We start from the raw sequence: 13,987 nt of genomic DNA, 5'->3' as shown, positions 1-13,987 counted from the left end.
CCAGCGGAATGGGGCTGCTCATGACTAGCGCGACCGTCACGGCTCGACAGGACAACTCCACCTTTGACTGCGCGGGCGCTCAAATTCGGGCACACTGTCGCCCGCTGGCGACTGTGGTGACCATCAGGGGGGAGATCGACGGCGTCAACGTCGACCGGGTAGGCCAGTACATCCGGCGGTTCATCGTCGGGCAGGGCCCGGTGGTGCTCGACCTGAGTGGCGTTAGTCATTTCACATCCGCCGGTATCGCACTGTTGTGCGGTTTTGACGAGGACTGCTGCGCCGCCGGGGTGGAATGGATGTTGGTAGCCGACCCGGCGGTGACCGAATTGCTCGGCGACGGCTGTGACCAGAGGCCGGGCGAAGCCATGTTCCCGATTACCCGCTCAGTCCACGAGGCCCTGCACCGCCTGGCCGACGACATCGTTAGCCGTCGTCAGCTCGTGCTGCCCCTCATCAAAAAGACGGCCTAGGATCGGACGCGCCCGGTAGTTCCGGCCGGCGCGCCGCCCGCCGCAGCCTGGCCACACCGACCACCCCAAGCACGCCGGCCAGGGTCACCAGCCACAGGGTCAGCACCAACAGTTGCGGGTGATAGATCACCGACATGGTGGCGGGCTGTCCCTCGATCACCGGAGCGACGGCCACCGATGATCGCGTGTGCGCCCAGCTGGCACCGGCAGCCACCAACATCGCGCACGCCAGGGCCAGTTCCGCCCATGCCCGGTTGCGGGGCTTCACAGCGCCGACTCATTGTCGTCGTCATCACGTTGGGAGGCCTCACTCTGGGTCGGCGCCACCCGCTCCTGCACCAGTGGCATCAGCGCCGCGCGCAGGTGGCGGTGCCGACGAGCCCAGGCCTGGGCGGTGCGGCCGCCGGTGAGCTTAAGTCCAATGCCTACCCGGCCCCGGGGTACCCCGACCAGTTCGCCCAGCGTCCGCGCTGACTGCCACTTGGCCAGCGGCTTCCCCGATACCACCGAATTCTCCGGCTCGGGAAACACCCTGAGGATCTCGGACACCAGGATGGTCTCGGTCCCTTGCCGCAAGGACTTTTCGGTCAGTTCCACCGAGGTGTGGATCCGTGCCGCCTTGACCTGGACACCCACGAACACCGTCACCAGCACCAAGAAAATGGCGGGTGTAATCAGCTCGAGCTTGGCGCCACTGGACTTTTCGATCAGGATCAACGACAACGCCGAGAATGGGCCAGCCAACAACCAATACCAGCTGGCACCAGGTTCGTAGAACAACGGCCTGGATTGGCTCTCATCGGCTGATGTCATGTGAGCCCCTCCTCACCTGAGCCAGCTCGCCGCATCGGCAGCCCAGTACGTCAGCACCATGTCGGCCCCCGCACGCCGAATGCTGGTCAGTGACTCCAGCGCGGCGGCGCGCCCATCAATCCAATTGTTGGCCGCCGCCGCGCAGATCATCGAGTACTCCCCCGAAACCTGATAGGCGGCCACCGGCACCGGTGAGACCTCCGCCGCCGCCGCCACCACGTCCAGGTACCCCATCGCCGGTTTGACCATCACAATGTCGGCGCCCTCATCAAGATCCAACTCGACCTCACGCAGCGCTTCGCGGACGTTGCCCGGCTCCTGCTGATAGGTGCGCCGGTCTCCGGACAGGCTACAGCTCACGGCCTCACGGAACGGGCCGTAAAACGCCGAGGCAAATTTCGCCGCATAGGCCAGGATCACCACATCGGCATACCCCGCGGCGTCTAGGCCGTCGCGGATCGCGCCCACCTGGCCATCCATCATTCCGCTCGGTCCGACCACGTGCGCACCGGATTGAGCTTGCGCCACAGCCAGTTCCACGTAACGAGCCACGGTGGCATCGTTGTCGACCCGCCCGCGTCCATCGAGGACGCCACAGTGCCCGTGGTCGGTGAATTCGTCCAGACAGGTGTCGGCCATTAACACCGTCTCATCACCGAGGTCCTTGGCAAGGTCACGAAGTGCAACATTGAGGATGCCCTCGGAGTCGGTGCCGGCCGATCCGATAGCATCCTTGGCCTCATCCCGCGGCACACCAAATAGCATCAGACCGCCCACTCCGGCCGACACGGCGTCCGCGGCGGCGCTACGCAGCGAGTCTCGGGTGTGCTGCATCACGCCCGGCATCGACGCGATCGGCCGCGGCTCGTCGATACCGTCGGCGACGAACATCGGCAACACCAAATGCCGTGGCTCCACGGCAGTTTGTGCCACCAAGCGGCGCATCGCGGGAGTGGAGCGCAGCCGACGCGGCCGCTGCCGCGGGTAGCCCATGATGCTCGGTGTGTCCCGGCGACCCGCCGCGCCCGGCTCCGCCGCGCTCGCGATCGCCACGGGGTTCGATTCGCGGCGACCCGCCGCGCCCGGCTCCGCCGCGCTCGCGATCGCCACGGGGTCCGATTCGCGGCGACCCGCCGCGCCCGGCTCCGCCGCGCTCGCGATCGCCACGGGGTCCGATTCGCGGCGACCCGCCGCGCCCGGCTCCGCCGCGCTCGCGATCGCCACGGGCTAGCGCCTGCGGCTCTTTTTGCGCGGCGGGGGCAGTGCACCTTCGGCCCGCAGCCGGGCAGCATGCTCAGCCAGCGCGTCGACCAGCGGGCCCACCGCAGCGGTCTCCGGCTGGACATCCACTCGAAGCCCGAATTCGGCGGCGGTCTCGGCGGTCTTGGGGCCTATGCAGGCGATGATGGTCCGCGCGTGTGGTTTGCCGGCAATGCCGACCAGGTTGCGCACCGTCGAGCTGGAGGTGAAACAGACCGCGTCGAAACCGCCCGTCTTGATCATCTCTCGGGTGGCCGCCGGTGGCGGAGCCGCCCGCACCGTCCGGTAGGCGGTGACATCCTCGATCTCCCAGCCACGCTCGCGCAGACCCTCGGCCAGAGTTTCGGTGGCGATGTCGGCACGGGGCAACAGCACCCGGTTCACCGGGTCGAAAACGCTGTCATAGGGCGGAAAGTCATCCAGCAGACCGAGCGAGGACTGCTCCCCGGCCGGCACCAGCTCGGGGCTGATTCCGAACGCCCGGACCCGGTCGGCAGTAGATTCGCCCACGCAGGCGATCTTGACCCCGGAGAATGCCCGCGCATCCAGACCAAATTCACCGAACTTCTCCCACACGGCACGCACCGCGTTGGTGGAGGTGAACACCACCCACTGGAAACGACCGTCGACCAAACCCTTGACGGCGCGTTCCATCTGCGCGGGGCTGCGCGGCGGCTCGACGGCGATGGTGGGCACCTCAACCGGCAGCGCGCCATAGGACGTCAGCCGCTCGCTCATCTCGCCGGCCTGGTCCTTGGTGCGCGGCACCAACACGGTCCAACCATAGAGCGCCCGGCTCTCCCACCAGTTCAGCTTGCCCCGGTTGCCGACGGTCTTGCCGATGGTCACCACTAGCGGACCAGTGAGCGCTCCGGTCGGGTCGCCGCCACCCAGGATGGCCGGATCGGTAAGACCCTGCAGTGTGGTTTCCACCGACCGCTGCTGGCAGGTGCTGCCGTGCGCGGTCACCACGCACGGTGTGGTCTCGGCCAGCTCGTGTTCGACGAGCGCGCGCGCGGCATCGGCCAGGTGGGACGCGGTGGCCTGCAAGATCAGCGGCCCGGGGGCCGCTGCCAGCGCCTCCCAATCGACATCGCCGCGCACGTCGGCAACGGTGTGCGCGGAACCTAGGGGCAGCCCCGCGTAGGTCGGGACAGCGCTGGTTGCCGCCAGACCGGGCACCATCTCGACAGTCAGATGGGTACGTGCAACGGCATTGACTTCGGCAATGACCGCGTCCACCGACAGCGGATCACCGGCTACCAGCCGCACCACGTCGGAGCCCGAGCGGGCCTCAGCGGTCAACGTCTTGGCGACCTCCGCGGGATCACCCAGCGCCGGCCGGATGTCTGGGCCACTGGACACCACCGCCGGCTGGGTCTGCGAGGATCCTCCTTCGGCCGACCCGGCCACCGCGGGCTCGGCGTTGTCCCCCACCGGGCCAGCCGGCGCCGGGCCGGAAACGGGCGGCAGATCCTTGCCGATCAGCGCCAACACCGGTTCTGGCACGTCGGGGTCGGTGAACACCAGGGCGGCGTTCGCCAGCACCGCGGCCGCTCGTGCGGTCAACAGACCGGGGTCGCCAGGACCAGCACCCACATAGGTGATGCGGCCCGGCCTTGGCTTACGCCCTCGCGTCGTCATTGTCGCTCCCACGTCAGTCACTCAACTTCCTTGCGCGGAGTCATGTCGCGCTCCCCAAATCAGCTCTCGAGCGCCCAGCTCGAACAGCTCCGCGGCAACGGAGAGCCCCAGCTCCCGTGCCCGGCCGGAACTGCCGATTCCGGACGCACGGATCACATCGGATCCGTCCAGTGCCGCCACGCAGCCACGTAACGACAGCTCTTCGAAGACCCGCCCCTCCTCGTCGATGGACTCGACCACCTCAGCGATCGCGCCCACCGGCGCGGAGCAACCGGCCTCCAGTTCAGCGAGCAGGGCTCGTTCGGCTGTGACCGCCGCTCTCGTGTCGGCATCGTCCAACTCCGCGAGCACCCTCGCCAACCGACTGTCGTCAGCACGACATTCGACCGCGAGTGCGCCCTGAGCTGGCGCTGGCAACATCTGCACTGGCTCCAGCGTCTCGGTGACGTCGTCGAGACGGCCCAGCCGGGCCAACCCGGCCCGAGCCACCACGATGGCGTCAAGATCACCACTACTTACCCTGTTCAACCTGGTATCTAGGTTGCCTCGTAGGGGGCGGATTTCCAAACCGAGACCCAATGCCCTAAGCTGTGCGGCCCGTCGCGGGGATGATGTGCCCACCAGCGAACCCACCGGCAATTCCCCGAGCACCAGGCCGCCGCGGGCGACAACTGCGTCGCGCGGGTCTTGCCGAGGCGGAATGGCCGCCACCGTGAACCGGGGATCGTGCACAGTTGGCAAATCTTTGTGCGAGTGCACAGCAGCGTCGACGCGACCGTCTGCGATCGCCTCGCGCAAGGCGGTGGTGAAAACTCCCACACCGAGACTCTCGATGGGCGCGGAGGACCGGTCGCCCACCGTGCTGATGGTCACCAACTCGGCCGGGTAGCCGCCGGCGATAAGCGCGTCTCTGACGGTTGCGGCCTGGGTGGTGGCCAGCAGGCTGCCCCGGGTGCCTATCCGGATCACGTGTGACAATCAGCTACTCGGCGGCGGACTCTGGGCTGCGGGACCCACCGCGTGCTCGCGCGCTGGGGTCGAATTCGCTTGAGAACATAGGTAATTCACCTGTGGTAGCAACGGCGGCTACCGAGTCAATGGCGGTCTGGTCCAGTTCGAAGAGTTCGCGCAACGCCTCGGCGTAGCTATCTCCGCCGGGGGCGCCGGCGAGTTGTTTGATGCGCACCGTGGGGGCATGCAGTAGCTTGTCCACCACCCGTCGCACCGTGCGGGCCACCTCTTCACGGTGCGCCGTATCCAGACCGGGCAGCCGGTTGTCCAGCCGCAGTAGCTCCGCCTCAACCACCTCGGCGGCACGTTGGCGCAGCGCGGTGACCGTGGGAGTGACTTCGGCCATCCGCTGACCCACCAAGTAGGCGGCAACTTCTGCGGCAACGATATGGCGGGCGGCATCGACATCGGCGGCCGCGGCATGCGCCGACGGTTCGCGCTGTACCCGGTCCACATCGATGACCCACACACCTGGCAGTCCGGCCACCGCCGGATCGACGTCGCGCGGCATCCCCAGGTCGCATATGACCAGCGGCTTCGCCGCTTCGTCCCGGCGGGCTCCGGCCAGCGCATGGTGCACGTCGGCCAGCGAGACCACCGGAGTCAACGCCCCGGTGCAGCTGACCACCACGTCGGCATCGGCCAACGCATCGGCCAGGCTGCCCAGGGCCAACGCCTCGGCCTGCACACCCGATTCGCGGATCTTTGCGGTCAGCCGCCGCGCCCGGGCCAACGACCGATTGAGCACGTGGATCCGGCCGATGCCGGCTCGGGACAGGTGCGCCGACGACAAGGCACCCATCGCCCCGGCCCCGACCACGGCGGCTGTCTTGCCCGCCAACCCGCCTAGAGTGCGTTCGGCGATGCCCACGGCGACCGAGACCACCGAGGCACCGGCCGCATCTATCGCGGTTTCGGAGTGAACTCGTTTGCCCACCGACAGTGCCCGCTGGGCCAGCTCGTGCAAAATCCGGCCGACGGTGCGGTTGGCCTCGGCGGCGGCATACGAGCGGCGGACCTGACCAAGCACCTGCTGCTCACCGATGACGGCCGAATCCAGGCCGCTGGCCACCGCGAACAGGTGCTCGACGGCGGCCTCGCTGTAGCGCACGTAGGCGTGTTTGGTCAGGTCGCTCATCGACATGCCGGAGTGTTCGGAAAGTACCTGCCCGATCACCGATAGGCCGCCGTGGAACGCCTCCACCACCGCATATATCTCAACCCGGTTGCACGTCGACAGCACCATGGCCTCGGTGACCAGGGGCGACTGCAGCACCCGGTCGACGATCTTGATTTGATCGGACTCGTCGATGCTGAGTTGTTCCAGGACGGAGACCGGCGCGCTGCGGTGCGAAACCCCGAAGAGCAGGATGCTCACGGCAGCACCACCTGGCCCGCTCCCTTGCGTCTTTAGAAAGTGAACTGCTGTCTACGGTAGACGCTCACCAGGTGGGCTTCCAAATAATTGCTCGACCGCTGCGGCCCGCGCTGGGCCCCACTAGTGGGCCAGATCGGCCCGCAGTCGGGGTTCGTCCACTTCCCAGTAGCTGTGTTCGCGGCCGTCGAGCAGGATCACCGGCAGCCGGTCGCCAAACTCGGCACGCAGTGCGGGGTTGCCCGCGCCGGCTTCGGCGTCCACATCCGTGCTGACCAGCTCGAAGTTCAGCTCGCCGGCCAGCTCGGCCAATTGCGCGTGCACCCGCAGGCAAATGGTGCAGCCGTCGCGTGTCAGCAATTGCACCCGTCTGGCCCTAGATCCAGTTGGTGACTGCGGCATGGGCACCAGTGTGGCACCTGCTCTGCCGGTCCTGATGCCGGTCCGATGCCGAGCGGTTAGCGCCAGAGGTTGGCGCGGGCATCGCTGCTGTTCAACCCGGGGGCAGGACGAGAGTCGGGGAGGTCATCACCGGCCGTCGGCTTCTTGTCGGGCGGCAGCAACAGAGCACGAACCAAGCCGCGCGGTCCCGATGGCCGCAGCATCTGACTCGCGGGGCGCGGGCGCACCCGTTGCGGCCACCAGAACCAGCGCCCGAGCAGCGCGGCAATGGACGGCGTCATGAACGAGCGCACGATGAGCGTGTCGAACAACAAGCCCAGGCCGATCGTGGTGCCGATCTGGCCGATGATTCGCAAATCGCTGAACACAAAAAGGGACATCGTCACGGCGAACACCATGCCGGCGGCCGTCACCACCCCACCTGTCCCGGCCATCGCACGGATAATGCCGGTATTCAAACCGGCGCCGATTTCCTCCTTGAGCCGCGAGATCAGCAACAGGTTGTAGTCCGATCCCACGGCCAGGAGCAGGATCACCGACATCGCCAACACCATCCAGTACAGCTCGATGCCGAGAATGTCCTCCCAGACCAGCACGGACAGGCCGAAAGACGAGCCCATCGACAGCAGCACGGTTCCGACGATGACCGCGGCGGCAACCACACTTCGAGTGATGAGCATCATGATGATCACGATCAGACTGATCGCGGCCACTCCTGCAATCAGGAGGTCGTAGGCGGCGCCCTCACGAATATCTTTGAACGTCGCGGCGGTGCCACCCATATAGATCGCGGCACCCTGCAGCGGAGTTCCCTTGATCGCCTCTCGCGCCTCTTGCTTGATCGGCTCGACACGAGAGATGCCCGCGGACGTTGCGGGATCCCCTTCTAGGGCGATGATGAAGCGAGCCGCCTTGCCGTCCGCGGACAAGAACATCTTCAGACCGCGTTGGAAATCGGGATTCTTGAAAGCCGACTGCGGCAGGTAAAACGAATCATCGATCTGGGCGGCGTCAAAAACCCGGCCCATCGCACCGGGATCTTTGCTACCCGCATCCTGCTGTTCATAGAAAGACTGCAGTGTGCCGTGCCAGACGATCAGCATGTCTCGCATGAGAGTCATCGTGTCGATCATCGGTAGCATCTGGGCTTGCATTTTCGGCAATAGCGTGACCAACACATCCAAGTCTTTGACCAAATATTCGAGCTTTTCGCTCAGCTGGTCCACGCTGTCAAACATATCGAATATTTGTCTTATCGCCCAGCAAACCGGGACATCGTAGCAATGCTTTTCCCAGTAAAAATAGCTGCGAATCGGCCGCAAGAAATCCTCGAAATCCGCCAGGCGATCCCGCAATCCATCCGTGATATCCGCCATATCATGCGTTAGGTGATCCATGTCGAGAGTATTGTCAATGACCTCACCCATTAAGTCATACATATGGTGCATCGTGTCGATGGTTACATTCATCGCCTGCACCTGAAGCAGCATGTCGTCCAACCGCGCTTTCATGAATTGCATATTTTCGGTGCTGGACACGCCCTGCATGCTGATGATGAACGGTATCGAAGTATGCTTGATGGTCGTTCCCAACGGCCGAGTAATTGATTTCACCTGTTCGATACCGCGACTGTGATAGATATTCTTGGCCACTTTGTCTAGCACCAGCATGTCCACCGGATTGCGCATATCGTGGTTGGTCTCGATCAACAACACCTCGGGGTTGAGCCGAGCCCGCGAAAAGTGCCGACCCGCGGCGGCGTCCCCGACGTTGGACGGCATGCTGGCCGGCATGAATTTGCGCAGATCGTACGTAGTCTTGTAGCTGGGCAAGGCGAGCAGGCCGACGGAGGCGACAAGACAAGTCGCCGCGAGCACCGGTCCGGGCCAACGAACAATCGCGGTACCGACTCGGCGCCATCGCCGGGTGTTGATCCGTCGTTTCGGATCAAAGAGCTTGAAAAAGCTGCCGACGGCCAGCACGGCGGGCCCGAGCGTGAGCGCCGCGAAGACCGCAACAAGCATCGCTATCGCGCATGGCGCGGCGAGCGTCTGGAAATACGGAAGTCGGGCAAAGATCAAGCAGAACATGGCACCGGCGATGGTTAAACCGGAACCCAGGATCACATGGGCCGTCCCGTGAAACATGGTGTAGAACGCGCTTTCTCGGTCCTCGCCGCTGTTGCGCGCCTCGTGATAACGCCCGAGCATGAATATCGCGTAGTCGGTGGTGGCCGCGATAGCCAGAAGAACGAGCAGGTTGGTCGAAAAGGTGGAAAGGCTAAAGACATCATAGTTGGCAAGCAAGGCGACAGTACCGCGGATCGCGCCCAAGTCTATTCCCACCATCACTAGAACCAGAAGCGCGGTGACCACAGAGCGATAAATGAAAAGCAGCATAACCGCGATAACCAGACTGGTGATAGCGGTGACCTTGGCAATACTCTTGTCGCCGGCCTCGGCCTGATCGGCGTTGAGGGCCGAAGGCCCGGTGACGTAAGCCTTCACTCCGTGGGGCGGCGGTGTGGTATCCACGATATCCCGCACGGCGTGGACCGATTTATAAGCCTCCGTTTCGTTGTTGCCGACGAGGTAGATCACAACGTACGCGGCTTTATCGTCCGCGCTTTGCGACCCCAGCGCCGTCAACGGATCACCCCAGAAGTCCTGGACGTGTGCGACATGCTTGGTATCGGCCGAGAGTCTTTTTATCAGCCGGTTATAGAACTGGTGGGCCTCGTCACCTAATGGCGTGGTGCTCTCCAGCACGATCGTGACCGCATTATCGGAATCAAACTCATGGAAAACCTGGCCCACATGTTTGATCGCCTGAATCGACTCGGCGTCGCTGGGACTCATCGAGACCGAATGCGCCTTCCCCACCACTTCCAATTGCGGAACGGCGAGGTTGACGAACGCGGTGAACCCTAGCCACAGCAGCAAGATCAGCACCGCGAACCGACGGATCATTCGGGGCAGGAAAGGACGCTTTGCGGGCGCGGTGGGCTGGCCTTCGGTCATGCGGAGGTCACCTCGCAGAACGTCAAGGCTTTCGGTCTGGACACCGACCTCTCGTCCTTGACGTCGCCGTTGACCAGGATTCGACAGCTGAGCTCGTTCCCATCACTTTGTGCCAGCAGGTTCACCGTCACCGCGGGCAGCGTGGTCGTCACGGTTTGCGACCACGGCAACGGAATGTTTGACAGTTGCCGCACGTGGGCATCAGGGTCCAGGTAGGCAATCCGTGCCGTGCTGGCGGGGCCAAAGACTTCGTAGGTCACGCGCTTCGGGTCGAACTGCGGGATATCGGTATCAGCCTCTTCCTGGACGACTGGTTGCTCGTGAGAGCCGAAGACGCGATGAAGCCGGTAGATGCCAAGCCCCGCAACAACGGCCACGGCGACGACAGCAAGCAACAGCCATACTCGTTTCATCCAGTTCGCAACCGGATTCATCCTCACCCTCGTGCTCGGTCACCGGGCCACAACATTGCTTGGTTCAAGCGAACGCGCCCTCCGCGGCTCCTGGGTAGGAGCTGGCCGGGGACCCGTCGCGCGAACTCGTACCTCCTGAAAATCCCCACGCTCATCGCGAATCTGATGGTTAGTTGTGCTAGCAGCGTAGACGCTACCGCTGGCCTGCAAAAAGCATTTCGGTTTTCGCCTAAACCTTGTTACGTGGCCACGTCCCACTCGCCGGCCCATCGGGTAAACGTAGTACTCACCGCAGCTGCTGCGGGAGGATTTGCGGGAGGATTTCCGCAGAGCAGCAGCACATCATCAATCCGCAAACCTCGCGTAACCTGACGTCGATCGGGCTCAGCCGCCAAACAAGGCGGTTCGGTCGCGGTGATCGCTTAGAGCAGCTTCTCTACCGTGATCGGCAACTCGGTGACTCGTCTGCCGGTGGCGTTGAACACCGCGTTGGCGATCGCGGCGGGAACCCCGACGATCACCAGCTCACCCAGGCCCTTGACACCGATCGGATTGGCAATCTTGTCTTCGGCAGGCAAGAAGGTTGCCTCCAGCGCGGGCACATCGCCGTTGACCGGAACCAGGTAATCCGACATCGTCGCGTTGATTACTCGGCCTTGTCGGTGATCCATTTCGCCCGCTTCCAACAACGCCATCCCAATCCCTCCGACCATGCCGCCGATCGCCTGACTGCGCGCGAGTTTGGGATTGACCACCCGGCCCACGTCATAGCACGCATGCACCCGTCGGATCCGCACCACCGGCAGCAATGAGTCGACGGTGACTTCGGCAAACACCGCTCCATAGGCGTAGGTGGAGTAGTTGTCCTCGGCAGTGCCCGGCGTCCAGGTCTGCGCGACGTACAGCACCGACCAGCCGCGGCGGCGCAACAGCTCCTGATACGACTCGCCGCGCTCGGGCCCGGCCCCCGCCAGCGTGGAAAACATGTAGCCATCGGCGACCGCCACATTCTCCGGCCGCAGCCCGTTGAGTGGCGATCCCGGGTCGGTCACCGCGGCGCGAATGAACTTGTCGCGCAGCATATTTGCCGCGGTGAACACCGAAGAACCCACACTTGCCATGGTCCGCGATGCCGAGTGCGGCGGCGCCGGAGGGAAGTTGCTATCACCCAGGGCGAATCGCACCCGGCTCAACGGCATACCGAGGGCATCCGCTGCGACCTGCGTCATCGACGTGTAGGTGCCAGGCCCCATATCACTGGTTCCACTTTGCACCTCTGCAGTGCCGTCAGCGAAAACCCGTGCGATGGATGAGCATTCAGTCCGATAGGAGTAGTACGCCGCAGCCGCCACACCCATCCCGACCAGGGATTCGCCGTCGCGGGTGGCCCCGGCAACCGGATTGCGGCGGCCCCAACCGAAGTCCGCCGCCCCTCGGGTGAGACAGTCGGTGAGCCGCCTGGTGGAAAATGGTATTCCGTTGATCTGGTCAATATCGGTTTCGTTGCGCAGGCGCAACTCGATCGGGTCGATGGCCAGCCGATTCGCAAGATCGTCCATGCAGCACTCGAGGGCAAAGGCTCCGGTAACCGCGCCCGGCCCCCGCATGAACCATGGCTGGTTGATGTCCAGCGGCACAACGTGATACGTAGAACGCATGTTGGCCGAGCGGTAGACGAGCTGCGGGCTGCGGACCAATCCGTCCTCATAGGCGGCGTACCTGGCCGATTCCGTACGTCCCTCGTGGATGATGACATCGATGCGTCCGGATTGGTCCGCCCCGATCGTCAGCCGCTGCCGGCTGGCCGGTCGAAAACCGATTCCGCTGTGCATCTGCTGACGGGTCAGCACCAACTTGACGGGTCGTCGGATGCGCCGGGCGGCGAATGCGGTCAGCAATTGATGCGGCCAGGTCCGGGCGGCGCTGCCGAAGGCGCCACCAACGAACGGCGAGATCACGCGCACATTCTCGCGCGGCACCCCCATCGCGTCCGCATAGGACTGCTGCGCCGCGCTGATGTCTTGAACCTTGTCCCAAACAGTGAGCCGGTCGCCGTCCCACTTCGCGATGGTGGCTGGCAGTTCGACGGGTTCGTGATTGTTGCGGGCAATGCTGAACTCGAGGTCGGTCACCACCGAAGCACGACGAATCGCCGCATCCGGGGCACCGCGGACGTAGTCGCGGATATGACGCCCGGGCCGCGCAACCGCCTGCGGCGAATCGATGTCCGTCAGGTGCGCCCGAGGCGAATACCGGACATCGACCAGCGTCACCCCGTGGGCCGCCGCCTCGAGGGTCCTGGCAACCACCACGGCGACCGGCTGGCCAAAGAAGGCAACCTGGCGGATATCGAACGACAACTTGATCCCGGCGAAGTCGGTAAACACCGCAAGCACATCACCGTGTCGAAGTGCGGCACCGGTATCCACCCGCACCACGTCGCCGCACGCGACGGTGCTGCAGACCAGCGCGGCGTACACCATTCCGGGTAGCTGGTTGTCTGCGGCGTAACGAGCGTTGCCGGTGACCTTCAACGGGCCGTCCACCCGGCTAATCGGCTGGCCGCAGGCGGCCTGCGGGGCGGGAATCGCGTGCGTCATGGCATCGCCGCCACGGCTGCCAATTGTCGTTCGACAATCCGCTTGAGCAGGTCGACCTTGAATCCGTTCTCACTCAGCGGCTTTGCACCAGCGGCGGCCAGCGCGGCCACCCTGCGGAACAGGCCAGCACTGGGTGGCTGGCCCCGCAACGCCACCTCGATGGCCGGCAACCGCCACGGCACGGTCGCGACCCCACCAACGGCCACGCGGGCGCCACGTATTACATCGTCGGCCATGTCGAGTACCACCGCCGCCGAGGCCAGAGCGAACTGATAGGACTCGCGGTCACGAACCTTCAGATACCCCGACCGCCGCGCCTCGGACCCGATCGGCACCTCGACGGCGACGATCAGCTCGCCCGGGCCCAGGTTGTGCTCCCGGTGAGGTGATCGTCCCGGCTGGCGGAACAAATCCGCGAGCGCGAATCGCCGCTCCCCCGAGCGATCGCGGGTGACCACCACGGCGTCCAGCGCCAGCAACGCGACGGCGAGGTCTGAGGGGTGAGTCGCACAGCAGTGCTGGCTAGTGCCCAGTATCGCGTGCATGCGGTTTCTGCCCTCGATCGCCGCACAACCGGCATCGGGAGCCCGGCGGTTACATGCGGACGACATGTCGCGGAAGTAGAGGCATCTCGGGCGCTGCAGGAGATTGCCACCGATGGATGCCATATTGCGCAGCTGGGCCGACGCACTAAGTTCAAGGGCTTCACTGATCACGGGAACCCGTTGCCGGACAATTGGATGAGCGGCGAGGTCGGACATGCGAACGAGTGATCCGACGCGGATCATTCCCGGCTGCAGGTCGATGGAGTCGTACGGCAGGGCGTTGATGTCCACCAGTACATCGGGGCGTTCCACCGTTTCACGCATCAGGTCGACCAGCATGGTGCCGCCGGCGATGTAGCGGGCACCGGCGGCCCCAGCCCGCAACGCCGACTGCTCATCGACTGCCTTGATGTATCGAAAAGGAAACACGT

12 protein-coding genes are annotated in these 13,987 nt (G+C 64.7%); 1 reads left to right on the top strand and 11 read right to left on the bottom strand.

What is annotated here, in order from left to right:
- The first annotated feature begins 20 nt into the window (after nucleotides 1-20).
- Nucleotides 21-473: an STAS domain-containing protein gene (locus MB901379_RS03535; RefSeq protein WP_162334315.1), complete on the top strand. Its 453-nt coding sequence runs from the start codon at nucleotides 21-23 to the stop codon at nucleotides 471-473.
- Here the strand turns inward: MB901379_RS03535 and MB901379_RS03530 are convergent.
- The 11 genes from MB901379_RS03530 to MB901379_RS03480 all read right to left on the bottom strand — a co-directional run bounded on the left by MB901379_RS03530 (nucleotide 457) and on the right by MB901379_RS03480 (nucleotide 13,985).
- The gene (locus MB901379_RS03530) at nucleotides 457-741 is read right to left on the bottom strand and encodes a hypothetical protein (protein WP_158015389.1); all 285 of its coding nucleotides are present in this window, start codon (nucleotides 739-741) and stop codon (nucleotides 457-459) included. The genes MB901379_RS03535 and MB901379_RS03530 overlap by 17 nt on opposite strands.
- Nucleotides 738-1,286: a DUF3093 domain-containing protein gene (locus MB901379_RS03525; protein WP_158015388.1), complete on the bottom strand. Its 549-nt coding sequence runs from the start codon at nucleotides 1,284-1,286 to the stop codon at nucleotides 738-740. The genes MB901379_RS03530 and MB901379_RS03525 overlap by 4 nt, the downstream gene beginning before the upstream one ends.
- A gap of 12 nt (nucleotides 1,287-1,298) precedes the next feature.
- A complete protein-coding gene (gene hemB, locus MB901379_RS03520) occupies nucleotides 1,299-2,279 on the bottom strand; it encodes a porphobilinogen synthase (protein WP_158018915.1) in 981 nt (326 codons plus the stop codon).
- A gap of 234 nt (nucleotides 2,280-2,513) precedes the next feature.
- Complete coding sequence (locus tag MB901379_RS03515) at nucleotides 2,514-4,190, bottom strand: bifunctional uroporphyrinogen-III C-methyltransferase/uroporphyrinogen-III synthase (RefSeq protein ID WP_158018914.1); 1,677 nt, start codon at nucleotides 4,188-4,190, stop codon at nucleotides 2,514-2,516.
- 21 nt (nucleotides 4,191-4,211) lie between these two features.
- On the bottom strand, nucleotides 4,212-5,159 hold the full coding sequence (gene hemC / locus MB901379_RS03510) for a hydroxymethylbilane synthase (protein WP_158018913.1): 948 nt from the start codon (nucleotides 5,157-5,159) through the stop codon (nucleotides 4,212-4,214).
- 13 nt (nucleotides 5,160-5,172) lie between these two features.
- Nucleotides 5,173-6,579: a glutamyl-tRNA reductase gene (locus MB901379_RS03505; protein WP_158015387.1), complete on the bottom strand. Its 1,407-nt coding sequence runs from the start codon at nucleotides 6,577-6,579 to the stop codon at nucleotides 5,173-5,175.
- Between the two features lie 120 nt (nucleotides 6,580-6,699).
- Entirely contained in the window at nucleotides 6,700-6,978 is a 279-nt protein-coding gene (locus MB901379_RS03500; protein WP_158015386.1) for a glutaredoxin family protein, read from the bottom strand.
- A 56-nt stretch (nucleotides 6,979-7,034) separates the two neighbouring features.
- Nucleotides 7,035-9,998, bottom strand: coding sequence for an MMPL/RND family transporter (locus MB901379_RS03495; protein ID WP_158015385.1), 2,964 nt, complete (start codon nucleotides 9,996-9,998; stop codon nucleotides 7,035-7,037).
- Nucleotides 9,995-10,438, bottom strand: coding sequence for an MmpS family transport accessory protein (locus MB901379_RS03490; protein ID WP_232021974.1), 444 nt, complete (start codon nucleotides 10,436-10,438; stop codon nucleotides 9,995-9,997). Before MB901379_RS03490 ends, MB901379_RS03495 begins: the two co-directional genes overlap by 4 nt.
- 395 nt (nucleotides 10,439-10,833) lie before the next feature.
- Nucleotides 10,834-13,011, bottom strand: a complete 2,178-nt coding sequence (locus MB901379_RS03485) for a xanthine dehydrogenase family protein molybdopterin-binding subunit (protein WP_158015383.1) — start codon at nucleotides 13,009-13,011, stop codon at nucleotides 10,834-10,836.
- A complete protein-coding gene (locus MB901379_RS03480; RefSeq protein ID WP_158015382.1) occupies nucleotides 13,008-13,985 on the bottom strand; it encodes an FAD binding domain-containing protein in 978 nt (325 codons plus the stop codon). The genes MB901379_RS03485 and MB901379_RS03480 overlap by 4 nt, the downstream gene beginning before the upstream one ends.
- Nucleotides 13,986-13,987: the final 2 nt, after the last annotated feature.

The organism is Mycobacterium basiliense, from assembly GCF_900292015.1.
GTDB classification, from domain to species: Bacteria; Actinomycetota; Actinomycetes; order Mycobacteriales; family Mycobacteriaceae; genus Mycobacterium; species Mycobacterium basiliense.
This window is presented reverse-complemented; position numbering and strand designations above follow the sequence as displayed.